General features: G+C 56.7%; 23 protein-coding genes. 14 read left to right on the plus strand and 9 right to left on the minus strand.

Translation table 11 applies throughout. The annotated features are described in order from the left end of the window. Positions 1 to 48: 48 nt before the first annotated feature. Positions 49 to 693, minus strand: coding sequence for an NAD(P)-dependent oxidoreductase (locus ACZ3HG_RS02105; protein WP_191935961.1), 645 nt, complete (start codon positions 691 to 693; stop codon positions 49 to 51). Positions 694 to 795: 102 nt separating this feature from the next. On the opposite strand from ACZ3HG_RS02105, the gene ACZ3HG_RS02110 reads away from it, so the two are divergent. From ACZ3HG_RS02110 to ACZ3HG_RS02120, 3 genes are all read left to right on the plus strand, one after another. Continuing rightward, positions 796 to 1,710, plus strand: a complete 915-nt coding sequence (locus ACZ3HG_RS02110; protein ID WP_465331634.1) for a LysR substrate-binding domain-containing protein — start codon at positions 796 to 798, stop codon at positions 1,708 to 1,710. A gap of 39 nt (positions 1,711 to 1,749) precedes the next feature. Further along, complete coding sequence (locus ACZ3HG_RS02115) at positions 1,750 to 1,992, plus strand: DUF1289 domain-containing protein (RefSeq protein WP_191932206.1); 243 nt, start codon at positions 1,750 to 1,752, stop codon at positions 1,990 to 1,992. 83 nt (positions 1,993 to 2,075) lie between these two features. Beyond that, positions 2,076 to 2,972: an aldo/keto reductase gene (locus tag ACZ3HG_RS02120; protein ID WP_191932207.1), complete on the plus strand. Its 897-nt coding sequence runs from the start codon at positions 2,076 to 2,078 to the stop codon at positions 2,970 to 2,972. Between the two features lie 67 nt (positions 2,973 to 3,039). Here ACZ3HG_RS02120 and ACZ3HG_RS02125 read toward each other — a convergent pair whose 3' ends face one another. Genes ACZ3HG_RS02125 through ACZ3HG_RS02135 form a run of 3 tightly spaced genes read right to left on the minus strand, consistent with a single transcriptional unit; the run spans position 3,040 to position 6,143 of the window. Continuing rightward, complete coding sequence (locus ACZ3HG_RS02125; RefSeq protein WP_465331637.1) at positions 3,040 to 5,037, minus strand: FUSC family protein; 1,998 nt, start codon at positions 5,035 to 5,037, stop codon at positions 3,040 to 3,042. A 7-nt stretch (positions 5,038 to 5,044) separates the two neighbouring features. Continuing rightward, positions 5,045 to 5,902: an efflux RND transporter periplasmic adaptor subunit gene (locus ACZ3HG_RS02130; RefSeq protein WP_465331639.1), complete on the minus strand. Its 858-nt coding sequence runs from the start codon at positions 5,900 to 5,902 to the stop codon at positions 5,045 to 5,047. Positions 5,903 to 5,906: 4 nt separating this feature from the next. After that, a complete protein-coding gene (locus ACZ3HG_RS02135) occupies positions 5,907 to 6,143 on the minus strand; it encodes a DUF1656 domain-containing protein (protein ID WP_191932210.1) in 237 nt (78 codons plus the stop codon). A gap of 149 nt (positions 6,144 to 6,292) precedes the next feature. On the opposite strand from ACZ3HG_RS02135, the gene slyA reads away from it, so the two are divergent. Continuing rightward, positions 6,293 to 6,730, plus strand: a complete 438-nt coding sequence (gene slyA, locus ACZ3HG_RS02140; protein WP_465331641.1) for a transcriptional regulator SlyA — start codon at positions 6,293 to 6,295, stop codon at positions 6,728 to 6,730. A gap of 46 nt (positions 6,731 to 6,776) precedes the next feature. Here slyA and slyB read toward each other — a convergent pair whose 3' ends face one another. After that, a complete protein-coding gene (gene slyB, locus ACZ3HG_RS02145; protein WP_191933079.1) occupies positions 6,777 to 7,244 on the minus strand; it encodes an outer membrane lipoprotein SlyB in 468 nt (155 codons plus the stop codon). 275 nt (positions 7,245 to 7,519) lie between these two features. Between slyB and anmK the strand changes: the two genes are divergently transcribed. From anmK to pdxY, 5 genes are all read left to right on the plus strand, one after another. Continuing rightward, a complete protein-coding gene (gene anmK, locus ACZ3HG_RS02150) occupies positions 7,520 to 8,638 on the plus strand; it encodes an anhydro-N-acetylmuramic acid kinase (protein WP_191932211.1) in 1,119 nt (372 codons plus the stop codon). A gap of 63 nt (positions 8,639 to 8,701) precedes the next feature. Beyond that, the gene (locus ACZ3HG_RS02155) at positions 8,702 to 9,022 is read left to right on the plus strand and encodes an MliC family protein (RefSeq protein WP_191932212.1); all 321 of its coding nucleotides are present in this window, start codon (positions 8,702 to 8,704) and stop codon (positions 9,020 to 9,022) included. A gap of 64 nt (positions 9,023 to 9,086) precedes the next feature. Beyond that, the gene (gene pdxH, locus ACZ3HG_RS02160; protein ID WP_191932213.1) at positions 9,087 to 9,743 is read left to right on the plus strand and encodes a pyridoxamine 5'-phosphate oxidase; all 657 of its coding nucleotides are present in this window, start codon (positions 9,087 to 9,089) and stop codon (positions 9,741 to 9,743) included. A 133-nt stretch (positions 9,744 to 9,876) separates the two neighbouring features. After that, a complete protein-coding gene (gene tyrS / locus ACZ3HG_RS02165) occupies positions 9,877 to 11,151 on the plus strand; it encodes a tyrosine--tRNA ligase (protein ID WP_465331644.1) in 1,275 nt (424 codons plus the stop codon). A gap of 79 nt (positions 11,152 to 11,230) precedes the next feature. Then, positions 11,231 to 12,094 (plus strand): pyridoxal kinase PdxY, encoded by an 864-nt coding sequence (pdxY, locus tag ACZ3HG_RS02170; protein WP_191932215.1) that lies wholly within the window; start codon positions 11,231 to 11,233, stop codon positions 12,092 to 12,094. Positions 12,095 to 12,135: 41 nt separating this feature from the next. Here pdxY and gstA read toward each other — a convergent pair whose 3' ends face one another. Together gstA and ACZ3HG_RS02180 are read right to left on the minus strand one after the other, a co-directional pair. Then, positions 12,136 to 12,741: a glutathione transferase GstA gene (gene gstA / locus ACZ3HG_RS02175; RefSeq protein WP_191932216.1), complete on the minus strand. Its 606-nt coding sequence runs from the start codon at positions 12,739 to 12,741 to the stop codon at positions 12,136 to 12,138. Positions 12,742 to 12,838: 97 nt separating this feature from the next. After that, positions 12,839 to 13,756, minus strand: a complete 918-nt coding sequence (locus ACZ3HG_RS02180) for a LysR family transcriptional regulator (RefSeq protein WP_465331647.1) — start codon at positions 13,754 to 13,756, stop codon at positions 12,839 to 12,841. A 93-nt stretch (positions 13,757 to 13,849) separates the two neighbouring features. Between ACZ3HG_RS02180 and ACZ3HG_RS02185 the strand changes: the two genes are divergently transcribed. Both ACZ3HG_RS02185 and ACZ3HG_RS02190 read left to right on the plus strand, forming a co-directional pair. Further along, positions 13,850 to 14,467, plus strand: a complete 618-nt coding sequence (locus tag ACZ3HG_RS02185; protein ID WP_191932218.1) for a glutathione S-transferase — start codon at positions 13,850 to 13,852, stop codon at positions 14,465 to 14,467. Between the two features lies 1 nt (position 14,468). Then, entirely contained in the window at positions 14,469 to 15,356 is an 888-nt protein-coding gene (locus ACZ3HG_RS02190) for a pyridoxamine 5'-phosphate oxidase family protein (RefSeq protein ID WP_191935959.1), read from the plus strand. Positions 15,357 to 15,408: 52 nt separating this feature from the next. Here the strand turns inward: ACZ3HG_RS02190 and dtpA are convergent, their stop codons facing one another. Next, on the minus strand, positions 15,409 to 16,902 hold the full coding sequence (gene dtpA, locus ACZ3HG_RS02195; RefSeq protein WP_191932220.1) for a dipeptide/tripeptide permease DtpA: 1,494 nt from the start codon (positions 16,900 to 16,902) through the stop codon (positions 15,409 to 15,411). Between the two features lie 556 nt (positions 16,903 to 17,458). Between dtpA and betI the strand changes: the two genes are divergently transcribed. From betI to betA, 3 genes are read left to right on the plus strand one after another with little or no spacing between them, the layout of a single operon-like run. Next, positions 17,459 to 18,082 (plus strand): transcriptional regulator BetI, encoded by a 624-nt coding sequence (betI, locus tag ACZ3HG_RS02200; RefSeq protein ID WP_191932221.1) that lies wholly within the window; start codon positions 17,459 to 17,461, stop codon positions 18,080 to 18,082. Beyond that, the gene (betB, locus tag ACZ3HG_RS02205; protein WP_191933080.1) at positions 18,079 to 19,536 is read left to right on the plus strand and encodes a betaine-aldehyde dehydrogenase; all 1,458 of its coding nucleotides are present in this window, start codon (positions 18,079 to 18,081) and stop codon (positions 19,534 to 19,536) included. The genes betI and betB overlap by 4 nt, the downstream gene beginning before the upstream one ends. 46 nt (positions 19,537 to 19,582) lie before the next feature. Next, a complete protein-coding gene (betA, locus tag ACZ3HG_RS02210) occupies positions 19,583 to 21,229 on the plus strand; it encodes a choline dehydrogenase (RefSeq protein ID WP_191932222.1) in 1,647 nt (548 codons plus the stop codon). Between the two features lie 94 nt (positions 21,230 to 21,323). Here betA and ACZ3HG_RS02215 read toward each other — a convergent pair whose 3' ends face one another. Next, positions 21,324 to 21,959 carry a carbonic anhydrase gene (locus ACZ3HG_RS02215; RefSeq protein WP_191932223.1) on the minus strand — a complete coding sequence of 212 codons (636 nt, stop codon included), beginning with the start codon at positions 21,957 to 21,959 and terminating at the stop codon, positions 21,324 to 21,326. Between the last annotated feature and the right edge of the window lie 43 nt (positions 21,960 to 22,002).

The raw sequence follows: 22,002 nt of genomic DNA on the forward strand, positions 1-22,002 counted from the left end.
AACTGCCCGTCAACAGGGGAAAGGCCCGCCAGCGACGGGCCAGAGGACTTAGTAGGCCGCAGTAAACTGCTGTCGGATATGCTGAGGCTGTTCAATTTCATCCAGGATGGCGACCGCCAGGTCAGCGACGCTAATCGAGCCCGGCTTATCACCGTCCATCAGCAGCGAGGTGGTGCCCAGACGGAACTGTGCGGTGCGGGGGCCGGGCTGCAGCAGCGCCGCCGGAGAAAGATAGGTCCAGTCCAGCGCCTGCTCTTCCGCCTGAAGCTGATTACGCAGCGCACGAGCGCCCAGCGCCCCCGGTTTGATATTGGCAGGGAAAGCTTCGGTATCAACCAGTTCTACGCCGGGTGCCACTTCCAGACTGCCTGCGCCGCCCACCACTAACAGTCGCTTAACTCCGCTGTTTTTAACCGCTTCAAGGATTTTCTGACTGCCGCGGGTGAATTTTTCGAACAAATCGCTCTCTTCCCAGCCCGGATTATAGGCGCTGATCACCGCATCCTGGCCTTTGAGTATACCTGCCAGCCAGGCACTGTCATGTACGTCGCCTTTTGCCACGCTCAGTCGGGCGTCGGCGGGCAGATTTTTACCCGAACGGGAAATGGCCGTCACCTCGTGGCCGCGTGCCAGCGCTTCTTTTACTACGTCAGGACCGACAAAACCGGTTGCACCAATGATAGTGATTTTCATGCGTTCATTCCTCTGTAAGGTGTGGATTGAACTTTACTGCTTAACAGTTACGTTGATAAGTGGCATATTTTCGCTTTTATAATGAAGTAAGGCTTACGAATAATGGACAAACTCAATCGCATGGCCGTGTTCGCGACCGTGGTCAGTGAAGGCTCTATGGCCGCCGCAGCCCGACGACTGGGAATGTCGCCTTCGGCGGTTAGCCAGCATCTGCGGGCGCTTGAACAGGCGGTTGGCGTCCCGTTAATCCATCGTTCCACCCGTAAGCTGACGCTGTCCGAAGCCGGGGCGGCATTTTATCCAGGCTGTGAAGCGATGCTCAGCCACGCGCTGGAGGCGGAGCGGCGTCTGGCTGAAATGCGCGACACCCTCAGCGGGGAGCTGCGGATCAGTGCGACAGTCGGTATTGGTGGGCAACCGCTGTGCAGCGCATTATCCCCGCTGTTACAGCAGAACCCGGGGCTGAAGCTGCGGATTATCGCCACCGATAATGTCCTGAACATGATTGAACACCGGATTGATATTGCGCTGCGCTTCAGCCGTCAGTTAAGCGACACCGCCATGATTGCGCATCCACTGGCAGAGTGGCCGATGGTGATCTGTGCCGCACCTGCTTATCTGAGTCGCTACGGCGTGCCGGAAACGCCGCAGGCGCTCTCTGCCCACCGCTGGATACACGGGCACAGTACCCACCGGCATATTGATTTTCATCATCCGCGTGAAGGGGACCTGACCCTGCGTCTGGCAGAAGGACAAGTGGTCAGCGACAGCATGAACGTTATGCGTGCGTTTACCGTCGCCGGTATGGGGCTCTCCCTGCAGCCCTTACAGGAGATCGGTGAAGAGCTGCGCAGCGGGCAGCTGATGGTCTTATTGCCCGAGTGGCGCGCCAGCCCGCTTAAACTGACGGCACTTACTCTGGAACGCGTGCTGCCTGAGAAAAGCCAGCAGGCGCTGCGGGCTTTACGTGACTATTTTCGTCAAAATCACCAGGTCAGGCTTGCAGACATGGAGTGAGGGGTCTTCAATAAACACAGGGCGAATAAACCTGGAGTCGTGGTGGCTGAACAATTAGAGTTTTTCCCGGTACCCAGTCCCTGTCGGGGGATCTGTCAGGTTAACGAGCGCGGCTACTGCCGGGGCTGTTTGCGTAGCCGTGAGGAACGTTTCAACTGGATGAGCTATAGCGATGCACAGAAGCGTGAGGTGCTGCGTTTGTGCCGTCAGCGCATACAGCGCCAGCAGCGTGGGCAAAATGCTGATGCCTCTGACGATCCCTTGCAGCCGACACTGTTTTAAACCGCAGTGTCTCCCTGTCCTGTTATTGCCGGGGGCAGATAGCGTATTATGCCGTCAGCGATTTTGCCAACGGGAGTTATACGATGCTACAACGCGAACAGATTGCCCCTCAGGGACCTTTTTTCTCGCCGCTGGTTATGGGGTACTGGCGGCTGATGGAGTGGGGAATGACCCCGCAGCAGCTGGTTGAGTTTATTGAGCAGCACCTGGCGTGTGGCATCAGTACGGTGGATCATGCGGATATTTACGGTGGCTACCAGTGTGAAGAAGCGTTTGGTCACGCCCTGCGTCTGCAACCCTCTCTGCGCCAGCGCCTTGAGCTGGTGACAAAGTGCGGTATTGCCACCACCGCCGATCCCCGCCACGCGCTGGGCCATTACATCACCGAGGCCGCGCACATCATCAACAGTGCTGAAAATTCTCTGCGCCATTTCCACACCGACTATCTTGACCTGCTTCTGATCCACCGGCCCGATCCCTTAATGGATGCCGATGAAGTCGCCAGCGCTTTTCTGCAGCTTCATCAGAGCGGCAAAGTGAAACATTTTGGCGTGTCTAACTTTACGCCCGCCCAGTTTTCGCTACTGCAGTCGCGTCTTCCTTTCACGCTGGTCACTAATCAGGTGGAGATTTCCCCTGTACATCAGCCATTGTTACTGGACGGAACGCTGGATCAGTGTCAGCAGATGCGAGTAAGACCGATGGCGTGGTCATGTCTGGCGGGGGGCGTAATGATGACGGCCCCGGAATATCAGCCTTTGCGTGATGAACTGATGTTGATCCAGCAGGAGACCGGCGCTGAGAATATTGAACAGCTGATCTATGCCTGGATAATGCAGCTGCCCTCTAAGCCGCTGCCCATTATTGGCAGTGGTAAAATCGAGCGGGTCAGGGCGGCAGCCAGGGCGGTGACTCTCTCGCTTACGCGTCAGCAGTGGTTCCGTATTCGCAAAGCCGCCCTCGGTTTTGATGTGCCATAGCAGGTCAATCCGCTGAAATGTCCTCGCCAGGCGGCCAGAAATGCCCGTGGCGAGGGTAATTGCGGCGTTAAGCCGAGGCGACTTTTAACTGCGACAGGGAACAGAACAGCCGCCAGATAATGCCGGCCAGTTCGGTTTCCTGTTCCTTTCCTCCCTCACTGAGTACGTCAATACGCTGTTGCAGGGTTTTCAGCGTATCGTTCAGGGAAACATGATGAATGCCGCGATCGCTAATGATGCTTTGCAGATCGCGCAATACCGCATCGCGCATGTCGGCAAGCGCTGGCGAGGGCGTTTTCCAGTTACGCAGTGTCCAGGCAATATGTGAACAGTTAAGCAACACCACACCCCAGCGCATCAACCACAGCTGGGCCTTTTCGTCACGGCTGTTTTTTAGCTGGTTAATACGATGATAAACCATCGATTCAAACGCATTCTGACTGTGGCGTGGGTGCCTGCCTAACTGATCGATAAACTCGCGGCGCAGGGCAATAATGTGGCGTCGGCTGCGACGTTTATCCGAGCTGGGACGTAAAATAATAAAGGCCAGCCACACAAACATTACCCCACAGACCTTGGCAAGATTATCATTGATAAAGCCCTGATAATCGTAGGTGGGTGGATTGGTGACGGACAAAAATGACCCCATAAAGACAATCAGCTGGCCCCACAGGGCGGCACGCTTCTTTTGCTGTAATTTAAAGAGCTGCAGGGTGATGATCAGGGGGAAGAGCACAATAAGAAATTGCCACAGCACTGTGACCTGGACCATAAAAGCAAACTTCATCACAAAGCTGAACAGGGACAGCAGCCCCAGCGTCTTGAGCAGCAGTGAGATGCTGCTGACCGGTGAGGGGGAGGAGGAGTAGAGCACGCAGCTGATCGCCGCCAGCGTCAGTGCCGAGTCACCGGCGTCCCACTGGGTGCTGACCCAGAAGGCAGAACCGACAAAGATCACGCTAAAGGTTCTCAGGGCGTTCCAGCCAGATTCAGCACCGTCTGACTGACGCGCCAGCGCCGGAACAGGGGGCGGCACCAGAAAGGTTTGATTATCTGCCCGTTCAAACTGCCGTATCCAGCGGGCAATATTCAGATAAAGCCAGCAAAAATAGCGCAGACGCTCCCAAAAGGCACGATGCCGGTAGTCGGCCCTGTCATCAGGTGCTGCCCGATAAAGGATGCGTGCCAGATAATACTTATCCGTCTCGCCGCGTTCGATGGCCGCAAGCAGCTCCTGCGTCATGCTGAACAGGCGGTCGGGCGGATTATCCCAGTTGAGTAACATACGGCGCAGGCTGGAGATCACGCTGGTCAGGCGCAGCTGCTGATGTAGAATATAGTTCAGCACGTTGTTCTGACGGCGAAAGCGATAATGGCTCCAGAAGGCCTGAATACGCAGCAGGTTCATGGTGAGGATCTCACCAATGACATTTTCGTGCGCGTGTCGAATGGTCGCGGTATCCTCGCGGTTGACCAGCAACATAGCGTGATGAAGGAGTTTGGTATTCATCTCCTTCAGGGAATGAATTAACGTATCGCCATCGGAGGTGCTTGGCAGGATCATCATCATCAGAGCACCACAGAGGATGCCGGATATCACTTCACAGACACGCGCCTGCGCAATGGTCCAGATACTGTCAATCTCCACCTGGTTGACGCTGGTGAAGGCAATAATCGCCGCGGTATAGCCAGCCAGCGAGAAGGCATAAGCCACGTTGTTCTGATAGTGATTTGATACCCAGGTGCACATGGCCAGCCAGGCGGCAATGGAGACCACAAACAACCAGGGTTCGTCCAGCGTATGCCCGGCGATAATCAGGGCGGCAGTGGCCCCGAGCATACTGCCGACGATGCGTCCCAGACTTTTACTGATCACCCCCCCGACCGTGGGAAAACTGACTACAGCCGCAGAGGTCATCGCCCAGTAGGGTTCATCCAGCTGCAGGCCGTAGGCAATACTCAGCGCCAGGCACATGGCGATAGCATTCCGCAGGGCATAGCGCCACTGTGCGCCGGTGGCTTTTATCCACGGCAGGTTCTGCCATTCCAGCCAGCTCAGATTCATCGGACCCTCACTGGCGAACCGAAATCGTGCAGGTTGTTCCGGCCACCAGGGTCAGATTTGCCGGAATCTGGTCCAGACGAATACGCACCGGCACACGCTGTGCCAGCCTTACCCAGGGAACGTTAGGTTTGATATCCGGCACCAGACCGCTGTCGGACTCCACGCTCTGATCGTAAATGGCACGGCCGATGCTCTGTACCGTGCCGGACAGCTGCTGGTCAGTGCTGTAGAGTTTGATATCGGCACGCGCACCCGTCTGGATGTGGCGCAACTTCGTCTCTTCAAAATAGCCCATGACGTAAAAGGAGTGGCTGTCGACCAGTGCAAACAGGGGCGATCCGGTCGTGGCGTAGTTACCTGTGCGGGTTTCCAGATTGTTTATCCAGCCGTCGGTCGGGGCGTAGACATCGGTCTGCGAGAGATCCCAGCGTGCGCGATCCAGCGCGGCCTTCGCCGCTTTCTCCGTGGCTTCCATCGTCTTCACCGTCAGCAGGGCAACATCCAGATCCTCGGCTGAAATGACATTACGCGGCAGATTCTGGCGGCGTTGTGCTTCATGCTGCGCCTTGATCAGGTCTGAATGCGCCTTCGCCAGCTGAGCTTCTGCATTGAGGATAGCTATGCGGTACGGCTCACCGTCCAGGGTGAAGAGATGGGTGCCTTTGGTCACGAACTGGTTGTCTTCCACCAGCAACCGGGTGATACGGCCGGAGACCTGGGGCGTGATATTAACCAGCTCGGCGCGGACTTTACCGTCCCGCGTCCATGGGGACTGCATATAGAAATTCCACAGCCACCAGCCTGCGAGGAGAGCGGCAGTGAAAAAAATCAGCGTAGAAAAGTACTTTAATGAGCTCAGTTTCATGACGTTACCCGATGGTGAGCAGCCCCAGCGAGGCGGCGATACAAAGAATGAACACGGAGAGGTCTAATAGAGTGGGGTGCCAGATCTCACCTGAGTACATCCAGTCACGCAGCAGCGGGTGGATTAACAGCCAGAAAAAAAAACCAAGCAGAACGGATTTGAACAGCGGTGGAAAAAAAAGGGAATCCCCAAAAACCAGTTCGGTGATGGGGCTGGTAGCAGGCAATATCGACGTTATCACACACTCAATCCTTATGGTCAACGCCTGGCAGGCGAGGGCAAGCTGAATACGGCCATCGCAGAGGATGGATTTGTATTTTGTCCTGTAAACTCGCAGAATAGTCTAAAATCATGCTTGATAGCTAGCAAGCTAATTATAAGGAGTGGAAATTGGATACGCCTTTGGGAACGGACCTGGCAAGGCTTGTGCGGATCTGGCGCGCATTAATTGATCAGAGATTAAAACCGCTGGAACTGACGCAGACCCACTGGGTGACGCTGCATAACATTCACCAGCTACCCCCGGAGCAGTCACAAATCCAGCTGGCCAAGGCGATTGGCATTGAACAACCTTCCCTGGTGCGTACGCTCGATCAGCTGGAAGAGAAGGGACTGATTACCCGCAGCACCTGTGCTAACGACCGCCGCGCGAAGCGCATTGGCCTTACCGCCCAGGCAGAGCCAATTATTAATCAGGTCGAGCATGTAATTGATGCGACGCGTGACGATATCCTCGCTGGCATTTCGCAGCCTGAGATCGACAAGATGGTGACCCTTATCGCCCGCTTGGAAAAAAATATTCTGGAGCTGCATGGCAGAGATGAATAAAAAAACCGGCAACAGAGGCCGGTTTTTTTACATGAGGTTTGACGTCTTAACGCGGGGAAACGGTGATCTGGCTGCCGTTTGATGCCATGGCAACGCGCTGGCCAACAGCGTAACGGCTGGAAGCCTGTTTCTGTACCACCATGATGGTATTACCATCGTCCTTACGAATTTCCAGCTCCACGCCCTGGCTCTTATTCAGAGAGCCCTGAACACCCTGACCGGCTACGCCACCAGCAACGGCACCCGCTGCCGTGGCCAGACTGCGTCCGGCGCCGCCGCCGACGGTGTTACCCAGGAAGCCCCCCAGCACCGCACCGCCAATCGCCCCGATGACGTTGCTGTCATCGCCGCCCTGAATCTGCACAGGACGAACAGACACCAGCGTACCGTAGGTCACAGTCTGGATCTGCTTGGCTTCGGACGCGCTGTAAACATCACCGGACAGCGTATTGTCATTCACACAACCAGCCAGCGTTATCCCGGCAAGTGCCACGACTAATAAACGCTTAATCATCATTAAAACTCCTATGTGTAGCAGGTGCTGCTGCTCATTGGGCAGCGGTCGATAACGCTATTATAAGGCACAAGCCCTGCGTTACTCACTATTAGTTTGAAAAAGCACCGCAGAAAGATAGCGCATGCCACTTAAACGTCGATTCAATCACAAACAAAAAGTGCCGGTTCGTTTAACGGGTGAATAAAAGATTACTAAATCATAGAATTGCCTGAGTAATTTTGCCAGGCTGGCGCAATGACATTGATACCCCTCCGCGGGGATAAGGCACAGGCATGAAATCAGGGCGATTTATTGGCGTAATGTCCGGCACCAGTCTCGACGGCATTGATGTGGTGCTGGCCGTGATCGATCAGCAGATGGTGGCGCAGCAGGCCAGCTACAGTCACCCCATTCCTCAGGCGCTTCGCCAGCAGATTCTGGCGATCTGCCAGGGGCAGTCACTGACGCTGTCAGCGCTGGGGCAGCTCGACACGCGACTCGGGCGGCTGTTTGCTGACGCGGTGCAGGCGCTGCTGAAACAGCAGGGCCTGACAGGGGAAGATATCATCGCAATTGGCTGCCACGGTCAGACCGTCTGGCATGAACCGCAGGGGGATGCGCCGAATACGCTGCAAATCGGGGATAATAATCAGATTGCGGCGGCCACAGGTATCACCGTGGTGGGCGATTTTCGTCGGCGTGATATGGCGCTGGGGGGCCAGGGCGCACCGCTGGTGCCTGCTTTCCATCACGCGGTCCTGATGCATCCGACAGAACGCCGCATGGTCCTCAATATTGGCGGAATTGCTAACCTGTCGCTGCTGTTACCCGGACAGACCCTGCGGGGTTTTGACACCGGGCCAGGCAATATGTTGCTGGATGCCTGGGTCTGGCGTCAGCAGGGCAAACCCTATGATAAGGACGGCGCATGGGGTGCGGGGGGGAGTGTGATCATGCCACTGCTTCAGCAGATGCTGAGCGATCCCTACTTTGCACTGAGTGCGCCCAAAAGCACCGGACGTGAATATTTCAATCTCAGCTGGCTGGAACAACAGCTGTCCGCCTGGCCTGGCCTGCCGGCGCAGGATGTTCAGGCCACGCTGGTAGAGTTGACGGCCACCACCATTGCGCAACAGGTACACCTCAGCGGCGGCTGCGATCGCCTCATGGTGTGCGGCGGAGGTGCGCATAATCCTCAACTGATGGCTCGTCTGGCCGCACTGCTGGCCGGAACAGAAGTGATGAGCACCGACAAGGCCGGTATCAGCGGAGACGATATGGAAGCGCTGGCGTTTGCCTGGCTCGCCTGGTGCACGTTGAGTGGTTTACCGGGCAATCTCCCCTCGGTGACGGGTGCGCGTGAGGCCAGCGTGATCGGGGCAATATTCCCGGCAAATCGTCCGGTGCGCTGATTGCATCCCCTGAAATGACGTTTTACCCTTGTCAGACTTCAGGTAACTCACAAGGAATGAACAATGAAAAAGTGGTATATCGCAGGAATGATGGTGGCATTGACAGGATGCAGCCATTTTCAGACGGCACCCGAAGAGCAGGTCAGTACACTGCACTACACCTGTGGCACGCTGCCATTAACGGTTAAGTTGGATAACAGTAAAAGTGAAGTGAACCTGATCCTCGACGGGCAGCCGCTGGTGCTGAAGCAGCTTCCAGCGGCGTCCGGCGCGCGTTATGGGGATGGCCATTATGTATTCTGGTCGAAAGGTGACAGCGCCTTTATTGAACGCAATGACAAGGTCATCATCAACGACTGTCAGCTCCGGCAGCCAGCGAGTTAACCCATTGAACAATTGTGGGGTACGGCGCACAATGCCTTATCCCCACCCATCAGAAGCCAGAGCGATGACAGACAGCGACCACCTGCAACAAATTGCCCACCTGCGGCGTGAATATACCCGGGGCGGCCTGCGCCGTAAGGATCTTCCCGCTGACCCCCTGACATTATTTGAACACTGGCTCAACCAGGCGGTTGAGGCACAGTTACCTGACCCGACCGCTATGAGCGTGGCAACGGTGGATGAACAGGGGCAGCCCTATCAACGTATTGTGCTGTTGAAGCATTTCGACTCGCAGGGCCTGGTGTTTTACACCAATCTTGGCAGCCGTAAAGCCCGGCAGCTGGAGGCCAATCCCCGTATCAGCCTGTTGTTCCCGTGGCATATGCTGGAGCGCCAGGTCATGGTGCTGGGCAGCGTTGAGCGCCTCTCTACGCTGGAGGTACTGAAATACTTCCACAGCCGTCCGCGTGACAGTCAGCTGGGGGCCTGGGTATCGAAACAGTCCAGCCGCATCTCGGCACGCGGCATTCTTGAAGGCAAATTCCTTGAGCTTAAGCAGAAGTTCCAGCAGGGTGAAATTCCGCTGCCGAGTTTCTGGGGGGGATTCCGGGTGAAAGTGGACGCCATGGAGTTCTGGCAGGGTGGCGCGCACCGCCTGCACGATCGTTTTTTCTACCAGCGTGAAGGTGACGCATGGGAAATTGATCGTCTGGCACCCTGATTCAGGAAATAATGCCGTGAATGGCTGGATCGGAGCGGTCCGGCCCTTTATTCTATACCCCTTATTTTTTCTCCGCGTTTCAGCGGAAAGCTGTGTACCAGCATAGGTGCAGACTTTTCACATGGAGTCTTAGATGGCCAGCAGTAACCTGATCAAACAATTGCAAGAGCGGGGCCTTGTCGCCCAGGTAACGGATGAAGAGGCGTTAGCAGAACGGCTGGCGCAGGGCCCAATCGCTCTCTATTGTGGCTTCGATCCGACTGCCGACAGCTTGCACTTGGGGCATCTGGTGCCGTTACTCTGCCTGAAACGTTTTCAGGATGCCGGACACAAGCCAGTGGCTTTAGTCGGTGGCGCGACGGGACTCATCGGTGACCCGAGCTTTAAAGCGGCCGAACGCAAGCTGAACACCAGCGATACCGTGAATGAATGGGTTGAAAAAATTCGTCACCAGGTGGCCCCATTCCTCGATTTCGACTGTGGCAGCAACAGTGCCATAGCGGCCAATAACTACGACTGGTTTGGCAGCATGAACGTCCTGACCTTCCTGCGTGATATTGGCAAGCATTTCTCGGTTAACCAGATGATTAATAAGGAAGCGGTCAAGCAGCGCCTGAATCGTGACGATCAGGGGATCTCCTTTACTGAGTTTTCTTACAATCTGCTGCAGGGGTATGACTTCGCCTGCCTGAATGAGCGTCACGACGTCGTTCTGCAGATTGGCGGTTCCGACCAGTGGGGTAACATTACCTCCGGTATTGACCTGACGCGCCGTATGCATCAGAACCAGGTATTTGGCCTGACCGTTCCGCTGATCACCAAATCTGACGGCACTAAGTTTGGTAAAACCGAAGGCGGCGCAGTCTGGCTGGACGCGAAAAAAACCAGCCCTTACAAGTTCTATCAGTTCTGGATCAATACCGCTGATGCGGATGTTTACCGCTTCCTCAAGTTTTTCACCTTCCTGAGCCTGGACGAGATCAATGCGCTGGAAGAGGAAGACAAAAACAGTGGAAAAGCGCCGCGCGCGCAGTATGTCCTGGCCGAAATGGTCACGCGACTGGTTCACGGCGACGACGGTCTGGTGGCGGCACAGCGCATCACTCAGAGCCTGTTCTCGGGGGCGCTGAGCGAACTGACCGAACAGGATCTGGCCCAGCTGGCGCAGGACGGGATGCCGGGCGTTGAGCTGGAAAGCGGTCAGGATCTGCAGCAGGCGCTGGTCGATTCTGAGCTGGCACCTTCCCGCGGCCAGGCACGTAAGCTGATCGACGCCAAATCGGTCAGCATTAACGGTAGCCTGCAAACTGATGCAGAATATGCGTTCAGCGACGGCGATCGCCTGTATGGCAAATATACGCTGCTGCGCCGTGGTAAAAAGAACTACAGCTTAATCAGCTGGAAATAAAAAAATCGGGCGAGGTAAGCCCCGTCACGGAGCCGGTTAACGCCGGCTTTTTTCATGGCAAGGAAGGTCGCTCAGCACGATGAAAAACATTCTCTCCATCCAGTCCCATACGGTGTTTGGCCATGCCGGAAACAGTGCGGCAGAGTTCCCAATGCGCCGTCTGGGCGCAAACGTCTGGCCGCTGAATACCGTTCAGTTTTCTAACCATACGCAGTACGGTCAGTGGGCCGGTGCGGTGATGCCGGCCAGCCACCTGACAGAGATCGCCCGGGGCATTGGGGATATTGACCGCCTGAAAACCTGTGATGCGGTTTTAAGCGGATATCTGGGGTCGGCCGAGCAGGGGGAGGCGATCCTTGAGATCGTGCGGATGGTTAAAGCCGCTAACCCGGATGCCTGGTATTTCTGCGACCCGGTAATGGGTCACCCTGAAAAGGGCTGTATCGTGGCGCCCGGCGTGGCAGAGTTTCATACCCACGCATCCTTACCGGCCAGTGACATCATTGCGCCAAACCTGCTGGAGCTGGAAATGCTTAGCGGTCGGCAGGTGGGCGACGTGGCGCAGGCGGTGGCCGCCGCGCGCGAACTGATTGCCAAAGGGCCGAAAGTGGTGCTGATCAAACACCTTGCCCGTGCGGGCTATCGCAGCGATCGCTTTGAGATGCTGTTGGTGACGGCGGACGAGGCCTGGCATATTGCGCGCCCGCTGATCGACTTTGGCGTGCGCCAGCCGGTGGGCGTGGGCGACCTGACCAGCGGTCTGCTGCTGGTCGATCTGTTGCACGGGCTGTCGCTGCAGCAGGCGCTGGAACACGTCACTGCCGCTGTGTATGAAGTGATGCTTAAAACCCATCAGATGGGTGAATATGAATTGCAGCTGGTGGCGGCACAGCAGGCCATTGCTGAACCGCAACAGCATTTCACCGCAGAAGTGGTCAGTTAACATCATCACGGGCAGGTGTGCTTCAGGCCTGCCCGTGCCCCTCAGTTGAGTCCTTCCGCACTCAGCGCTGCCGTCACCGCCGGACGCGCAGCGACCCGTTCAAACCAGGCATGTAACGCTTCGAATTCACTCAGGTTCAGCTTCAGGCTGTGTGCCCAGCGCGTCACCGTAAAGAGATAGGCATCCGCGACGGTAAAGCGCAGCCCCATCAGCCACTGCTTCTCTTTTAATTCGGTATTCACGTAGTGGAACTTCTGCTCAAGCTGTGCCCTGGCCAGCGTCTTGTATTCCTCCGGGGTCGTGGGACGAAACAGCGGGCTGAACCCTTTGTGCAACTCCGTCGCGATAAAGTTGAGCCACTCCAGGGTATGGTAACGGGTCAGGCTACCGGAAGGGGCCAGAAGCTGGCGGTCTGGCTTCAGATCGGCGAGGTACTGCACAATCGCCACCCCTTCGGTCAGCACCGAGCCATCATCCAGCAGCAGTGCAGGCACCTGTCCCTTAGGGTTAATCAGCAGGTAGTCTTCACCCTGTTCTGTCTTCTTCGATTGGGTATCAACGGTCACCAGGGTGAAATCAAAACCGCATTCGCGCAGGACAATATGGGGTGACAGTGAACAGGCACCCGGTTTACAGAACAGCTTCATTGCTCGCTCCTTACATGGACTGACAGTGTCTTTAGCTTACTGCCCCGGGCTGGAAAAGTCAGCGCGACTGCGCCAGTCGGAACAGGTTTTTTGCCGGTTATTTAACCGGGCGCAAACTCTGCCCCCGCAGGCCGTCCAGCTGAGGCAGGGTGGCGCGGGCGAGATCCCAGAATGCCCGTACTTTTGCCGGCATATATTTCACGTTCTGCGCGACCAGCTGGATCGGGACCGGAGGTGGGCGATAATCTGTCAGCACTTCGCACAGTGTTCCCCGCTGCAGGTCATCACAGACCTGATAGGAGAGCAGTCGCGTGATGCCCTGACCGGCGCGGGCGGCAATCAGCTGTGTTTCCACTTCGTTCACGCTCAGTCTTGGCGTAAAGCGCACCCTTTCCTGCTGCACATCTGAACCAAAGCGCCACTCTCTCTGTACGCTGGGGGTACTGCCGGCAATAAGATGATGCTGTGTGAGCATGGCGGGGCTCTGCGGGTAACCGTGCCGCTTGAGGTAGGCCGGGCTGGCGACCAGCGTGCGGTAAACCTGGCCGACCTCAGAGGCCACCAGCGATGAATCACGCAGCAGGCCGATGCGCACCGCCATATCCAGCCCCTGCTCAATCAGATCCTGATAGCTATCGCTGAGGAGCAGCTCAATCTCAATATCCGGGAACCGCTCGAGAAACGTCAACACCAGCGGGGCGATATGCAAGCGGCCAAACTGCACCGGCGCGGTCAGGCGCACTTTACCGCTGAGCGTATTGCGCGTGGTCGTCAGCATGGCCTGCTGGTAATCCTCCAGCAGGCTCTTTGCACGCTCAAACAGTGCCAGTCCGGCGGGAGTAGGCGAAAGCCGACGGGTAGTGCGTTCGACCAGCACCACTCCGAGGCGACTTTCCAGCGCCGTCAGCGCGCGGGTAATGGCGGGGGGAGAACGCCGCAGCGCTCGTGCGGCGGCGGCGAGGCTCCCCTGTTGCACAATCGCCACAAAAACCGCCATCTCATCCAGCCTGTCCATGATTATTCCAGTAATTGAAATTATGAATTGCTATTTTTGCCAGTTTACCTCGTTTTCAGCAAGAGTAAGCTGGCTAAAAAACAGGAGGTAAAAATGTCTTCATTAACGTTGTATGGTACCGGGCTGTCCGGGCACGTCCACCGGGTGCGGCTGCTACTCAGCCTGCTGGGGCTGGATGCCGACTGGGTCGAGGCCGATGCCACCCTGAGAAAAAGTCCTGATTTTCTGGCGCTGAATCCGCTCGGTCAGGTGCCGGTACTGGTGGATAACGGCACGGTGATTGGCGACAGCAATGCCATTCTGATCTGGCTGGTGAAGCGCTATGCGCCGGACAGCGGCTGGCTGCCGCAGGATCTGACGGAAGAGGTTCAGGTTCATCAGTGGCTGGCTAAAGCGGCAGGGGAAATCCGCTATGGCGTGGCGTCTGCGCGCCTGATCAGGCAGTTCAACGCGGCAGAAAACTATGCCAGCGCTCACGATGTGGCGATGAAATTTTTACCCCAGCTGGCATCACACCTCAGCGATCGTCAGTGGCTGGTGGGGCAGCGGGCAACGCTTGCCGACGTGGCCTGCTACGCTTACGTTGCCTGTGCGCCGGAGGGAGGCATAAGCCTGCAGGCCTGGCCGGCAGTCCGTGCCTGGCTGCGGCAGGTTGAAGCCCTGCCGGGGTTTGTCGCGCTGCCGCCGCTGCCGCTGCCTGCGGAGGGATAACATGTTTCATCCGGGGGAAAGGCTGGCGCAGCAGCAGGCGGGCTATACGGGGGTAAACGCCGCGGTTTATCCACAGATGCCGGTGCAGCACCGCCTGTTTTTCCAGGGGCTGGAGACGTTTTATCTTGGCGTGCTGGATGACAGTGGCTATCCGGTAGCCGGCCTGATCCACGGCGGGCCAGGGCTGTTAGTCACCCCGAATGCACATGACCTCTGCCTGCGGCGTGAGGCTACAGATGCGCTACCCTGGCTGCCAGCACTCCGGCCGGGCATGGCGGTAGGCGGGTTGGGCATCGACCTGGCCAGCCGCCGCCGTAACCGGATCAACGGAGTGGTGGATGCCATCACTGACGATCGGGTGGTGCTGCGTGTGCAGGAGAGCTTTGGCAACTGCCCGCAGTATATTCAGCGGCGTTTACTGCCGTCAGAGGCGCGCCGCCGTGAGGTGCAGGTGGAGCCGCTCACGGTTCTGGATGCGGATGCCCGCTACCTGATCGCTGCTGCCGACACCTTCTTTGTGGCCAGCTATGCGCCCCGCCAGCAGGAGGCGGGTGGGGCAGATCTCTCCCACCGGGGAGGAATGCCGGGCTTTATTGCACTCAGGGACGGAAAGCTGTATATCCCGGATTATGCGGGAAATCGCTACATGAATACCCTGGGAAATCTGCTGCTTGAGCCTCGCTGTGCGCTGCTGATTATGGACTTTCATCAGGGGGCAGCACTGCATATCCAGGGGCAGGCTGAAATCGTCTGGCAGCCCGCCGGAAAAGGGCGGGCCGAGCGTTACTGGACCGTGGAACCACAGCGCATCCTGCGGCTGCGGCAGCTGCTTCCCGCCGCCGGGAGCGCCGTAGAATATGCCGACAGCGCGCGTTCTGTCTCCGCATAATAAAAAAAGGGCGACATCACTGTCGCCCTTTTCTTCATCCTGCCTTCAGCGGTCAGACGCTGGCTTTCTCCGGCGCAGCGGTTTCGCCCTGCGTCATCCGGTTCAGCAGCGGTGCCGTCAGCATCATCAGGACGGCGATCACGCCGGTGACAATACCAATTTTCAGGAACACATCACCATAAACGTGCAGGGACTGCAGCGGATCGGTAATATTTTCCGGGACGGCCATCAGATTCGCCACCTTACCGGCCACCATCGCAGCACCTGCCGTGGTGAGGAACCATGAGCCCATAATAAAGCCCATCAGGCGCTGGGGAACCAGCTGGGCCACCATGGCCAGGCCCAGACCGGAAATCATCAGCTCACCGACGCTCTGCAGCGCGTAGCTGAGGATCAGCCAGCTGACCGACACGATACCCAGCTGATTCGCCAGTGACGCGCCCAGCGGCAGCACGAGGAACGCGCCAGAACACAGCAGCATGCCCAGCGCAAACTTATGTGGCATCGGCAGGCGGTCGCCCATCTTGTTGTACAGCGCGGCCAGCAGCGGGCTGAAAATCATGATCCAGAACGGGTTCAGCGCCTGGAACTGCTCGGGCTGGAAGGTAATGCCCAGAATACTGTGTTCAACGTTACGGATAGCGAAGAAGTTCAGGGAGGTGGGCATCTGCATATAAAGCACGAAGAACACAATCGCCTGCACCATCAGCACAAAGGCCACAATCATCTTGCGGCGCGCGTGGCCCTGCAGGGCAAAGGTCTCTTTGGCGAATACCAGCACGATACCGATGGCGATCACCGCCAGCACCAGACGCGCAATATCCTGATTGTGCAGCAGCCAGGTGGCCAGGGTAATCATCACCACAATCCCGGCCAGCGTTGCCAGCAGTTTGCCAATATTCAGCGGGGCAAAGTCTGCTTTAGAACCGTGGTTTTTGACCCATTTGCGGAAGAACATAAAGTTCACCAGGGTGATCAGCATCCCGACGAATGACAGGGCAAAAGCGGTGCTCCAGCCAAATTCTGCCGCCAGCCACGGGGTGGCCAGCATTGAGAAGAAGGAACCGATGTTGATCGCCATGTAATACATGGTGAACGCACCGTCGAGGCGCGGGTCATCTTTATCGTAACAGGTCGACAGCAGCGAGGAAGGGTTTGCCTTGAACAGGCCGTTACCCACCGCAATGGTAGCCATACCGATGTAGACCAGACTGACATCATGACCTGACCAGGCCACCAGGGCATAACCCAGCGCCAGCACCAGAGTACCCAGCACGATCACGCGCTTAGTACCCAGCACCTTATCACCGAGCCAGCCACCAACGGCCACCAGGCCATAGACCAGTGCGCTGAAAGAGGCGAACAGCGTGATCGACTGCGCTTCTGACATTCCCAGCATTTTCACCAGGTAGACGGCCATGATCCCCTGCAGACCGTAATAACCGAAACGCTCCCATAACTCAATGGAGAAGATCAGATAAAACGACCGGGGTTGCTTAAACGCGTTGAGGCTTGCGGCCTCTGGTTTTTTGTTTGCAGTTGACACTAGTACCTCTGAATTCAGGACCTGTTTCGAGACAGGAAATAAGTCGGCGTAACGCGGGACGTGCGCTCACCTTATAGTTATAAGAAAGGGAAAAACGCCGAATAATTTCGCTGATTGTCGGCGCTGAGGCAAGCATTTTTTCAATATCGCTGTCAGCGGCAATAACAGCCTTAACAGCAGGGTTTTGCTGAAGTTGTAGTGATGGATGCTATTTATTCATCATTATGAAGATAAATATATTTAACATTGTGGCGAAATTGCACGGAATGAGGATGATCATCCTGACCTGTTGCAATGCGACTGTAAATTCTGGTTTTTGTTAATTTGTTAGTTGTATGAGCTGCCTATTCTAGGAAATGTAGTGATTTATCAGGTTTTTACCGGGCTTCAGGCGCAGTGAATGCAGATAAAAGCGCTTTATGTGATTAAAATCACATAAAGGTTGATAATTCTCGTTGTAAACAAACGGTTTTAGCGTCTTTATTTTTTATTGATTGAACGTTCAATATAAAAACACTACAATAGGTCTCATTCAATAGCTAAAACCAATGAAGCGATGCCAAAAATAGGAATGAAGGCGATTCGTCAGGCGCAGCTGATTAACGCAACGCTGACCGTGATTGACCGGGTTGGTCTGGCAGAGGCCAGTCTGGCAGTGATAGCGAAAGAGGCCGGCGTTTCTACCGGAATTGTCAGTCACTATTTTGGTGACAAACACGGCCTGCTTGACGCCTGTATGCGACAGATTATGTCCGATCTCTATGTAGCATTAGAGCATCACCGGCATAAAGCGACGCCTGACCCGGCCGCACAGATCCGGGCTATCATCGATGCGAATTTTGATGTCACGCAGATAGCCGCACCGGTGCTGAAGACCTGGCTGGTATTCTGGGCTAACAGCCTGCATCAGCCTAATCTGCACCGCCTGCAGCGGATGAATGACCGCCGCCTTTATTCCAATCTGACGGTACATTTCCGTCGTGTTCTGCCTGAGCATCAGGCCCGGGCCGCCGGCGCAAGCCTTGCGGCAGTGATCGACGGCGTGTGGCTGCGTATGACGCTGGCCCCGCAGCCGATGGAGCAGGGCCTGGATCAGGCCCGCACGCTTTGTTATCAAAATCTTGCGCTGTGGCTGAACAGCGCACCCACCCCCTGTAAGGAGGAGACATGGCCGATATGAAACGCCACGGTTTATACATCAACGGACGCGAAGTGCCGGGTAATGGCGAACTGTTCACCACCATCAATCCTGCCAATGGCGAGGTGCTGGCTGAAATCACCGCTGCCAGCCAGCAGGATATTGATGATGCCGTCGCCTCTGCCCAGGCCGGACAGCGCATCTGGCGCAGCTATACGCCGGTTGAGCGCAGCCGCGTACTGCTGAAAGCGGTTGCCCTGCTGCGTGAGCGCAATCAGGCGCTGGCAGAGCTGGAAACGGCGGACACGGGTAAACCGATCAGTGAAACCTCTGCGGTTGATATCGTCACCGGGGCCGATGTTCTGGAGTATTACGCCGGTCTGGCCGTCGCCGTAGAAGGGGAGTCGATTCCACTGCGTGATACCGCACTGGTCTATACCCGCCGCGAACCACTGGGCGTCTGCGCGGGCATCGGTGCCTGGAACTATCCGATCCAAATTGCGATGTGGAAAAGCGCTCCGGCGCTGGCGACGGGTAACGCGATGATCTTTAAGCCGAGCGAGGTGACGCCGCTGAGCGTGCTGGAGCTGGCTAAAATCTTTACGGAGGCCGGCCTGCCGGACGGCGTGTTTAACGTGGTTCAGGGTGCGGGTGCTGTCGGTCAGGGCCTGAGCCAGCATGGCGGCATTGCTAAAGTCTCCTTTACTGGCGAAGTGAATACGGGTAAGCGCGTGATGGCCGATGCGGCCCTGGCGAACCTGAAGTCTGTGACCATGGAGCTGGGCGGAAAGTCCCCGCTGGTGGTGTTTGACGATGCCGATCTGGAACGGGCAGTCGATGGTGCGATGATGGCGAACTTCTACAGCAGCGGCCAGGTCTGTACCAACGGTACGCGCGTCTTTGTTCAGCGTTCGCTGCTGGCCGCCTTTGAACAGCGCCTGCAGGAAAAAATGGCCGGCATTCACTGTGGCGACCCGACCGACCCGGCTGTGAACTTTGGCCCACTGGTCAGCGAAGAGCACTGCCAGAAAGTTGTCTCTTACCTGGAGATCGGTAAACAGGAAGGCGCGCGCCTGCTGGCAGGCGGTTCACGCATCACCGAAGGCCCACTGGCCAAAGGCTGCTACGTTGAGCCAACGGTATTCACTGACTGCACTGACGACATGCGTATCGTGCAGGAAGAGATTTTTGGTCCGGTGATGAGCATCCTGGTCTTTGACGATGAAGACGAAGTGATCCGCCGCGCCAACGACACCGAGTATGGCCTGGCCGCTGGCGTGTTCACGACGTCACTGAACCGCGCACATCGGGTGATCCATCAGCTCGAAGCCGGTATCTGCTGGGTCAACAGCTGGGGCGAATCGCCGGCACCGATGCCGGTGGGCGGGTATAAGCAGTCCGGCGTCGGGCGTGAAAACGGCCTGGAAACACTGCATCACTACACCAGAACGAAATCTGTTCTGATCGAGATGGGCGACTATCCATCCGCATTCTGATTTTTCGCCGCGGCGTCCGCGTCGCGGCAGTTTTTCCGGAGGTTTAATGCAGACATTTGACTATATTATTATTGGGGCGGGCTCCGCAGGCAACGTGCTGGCAACCCGACTGACTGAGGATGCTGACGTATCGGTACTGTTACTGGAAGCAGGCGGTAAAGACCACCGCTGGGACTTCCGTACCCAAATGCCAGCCGCTTTGGCGTATCCACTCCAGGGTAAACGTTACAACTGGGCATTTGAAACCGATCCAGAGCCGCATATGGACAACCGTCGCATGGAGTGCGGTCGGGGGAAAGGGCTGGGCGGTTCTTCGCTGATCAACGGCATGTGCTACATTCGCGGCAATGCGATGGATTATGATAACTGGGCGAGCAAGCCGGGTCTGGAAAACTGGTCCTACCTGAACTGCCTGCCGTATTTCCGTCGCGCGGAAAAACGGGACATTGGCGAAAACGACTGGCACGGCGGGGAAGGTTATCTCAGCGTGACCACGCCGAAAGCGGGCAATAACCCGCTGTATCGTGCCTTTATTGATGCGGCGAAACAGGCCGGACACCACGAAACCGACGACCTGAATGGCTACCGTCAGGACGGTTTTGGCCCGATGGATCGCACGGTGACGGCGAAAGGCCGGCGCTCCAGCACCGCACGCGGCTATCTGGATGTGGCAAAGCAGCGTCAGAACCTGACTATTGTCACCCACGCGCAGACCGACCGTATTCTGTTTGAGGGTAAAACAGCGACCGGGGTCACCTGGCTGTGCAATGGGCGGCAGGAAGAAGCTCAGGCACGTCGCGAAGTGCTACTGTGTGCCGGAGCCATTAACTCGCCGCAGATCCTGCAGCGTTCCGGCGTAGGCCCGGAAGAGTGGCTGCGCGAGCTGGATATTGATGTTGTTCACGCGCTGCCGGGCGTAGGCCGTAACCTGCAGGATCACCTGGAAGTGTATATGCAGTACGGCTGTAAGAAGCCGGTCAGCCTGTATCCAGCCCTGCAGTGGTGGAACCAGCCGGCTATTGGTGCCGAGTGGCTGTTCAACGGAACCGGCGTCGGTGCCAGCAACCAGTTCGAAGCCGGTGGATTTATCCGCAGCGATGACCAGCCCGACTGGCCGGATTTGCAGTATCACTTCCTGCCGGTGGCGATCAACTACAACGGCAGCAGCCCGGTTAAACAGCACGGTTTCCAGGCACACGTGGGGCCGATGCGCTCCATGAGCCGGGGGCGCATCAAGCTGACCTCTAAACACCCGTACGCCGCACCGTCGATCTTCTTCAACTATATGTCTGAAGAGCGTGACTGGGTCGAGTTCCGTAATGCGGTGCGTCTGACGCGTGAAATCATGCGTCAGCCTGCGCTGGCAGAGTACTGCGGTGAGGAGCTACAGCCGGGTATTAACGTGCAGAGCGATGAAGAGATTGATGCGTTTATCCGCGAACATGCGGAAACCGCCTATCACCCGTGCGGCAGCTGTGCCATGGGGACGGATGAGATGGCCGTTGTCGATGCAGAAGGGCGCGTCCACGGAATGCACAATCTGCGCGTGGTGGATGCCTCCATTATGCCGCAGATCACCACCGGTAACCTGAATGCCCCGACGGTGATGATTGCCGAGAAAATTTCTGACGCGATCCGTGGCAAAGCCCCGCTGCCGCTGTCAGAAGCAGAGTATTATCAGTTAAGTCGTTAATGACATGCGGGCTGACCGGAACGTCAGGTCAGCCTTTGCCATTTCCTGTTACGTCGTGGCGACCACCCTATTCGGTCGCCCCGTAATCGCAGAACTATTCGAAGCAGACGTTTGGATTTTCTGACAGCAGCACAAACTCTTTAGTGTCTTTATCCAGCGCCCGGATAGCCCCGCTTTCAATGTCGTACACCCAGCCATGCAGCCGCAGCGCATTGTTGCGCAGGCCTACCGCAACGGAAGGGTGGGTTTTGATGTTGTTCAACTGCGCAATGACATTCTCCTGCACCATCGCATTCACTTTTTCCTCTTCGCTGCTGTAAGTCTTTTTATCGACCACGGCTTTTGCTGCGTCCGCATAGTGCAGCCAGTGAGCGACGGCGGGCATCGGGTCAAGACACTGACAGGTGGCAATCGCCTTCATTGCGCCACAGTTAGAGTGACCACAGATCACAATATCCGTCACACCCAGTGCCACTACGGCGTATTCGATGGTGGCGGAAACGCCGCCAGGCTCAGGGCCAAAGGAGGGAACAATGTTACCGGCATTACGGATCACGAAGAGCTGTCCCGGATCCTGCTGGGTTACCAGCTCTGGCACCAGACGGCTGTCGGAGCAGGAGATAAACAACGCTTTAGGATTCTGACTTGACGCAAGGCTGCGGAATAACTCTTTCTGGTGTGGGAAAATGTCTTTCTGGAAGTTAAGAAAACCTTCAATGATATGTTGCATAGCAAACTCTCTATTCTGAATAATGACCGCGACGTGCCGTCAT

Source organism: Erwinia sp. PME.40.26/001 (assembly GCF_055556675.1).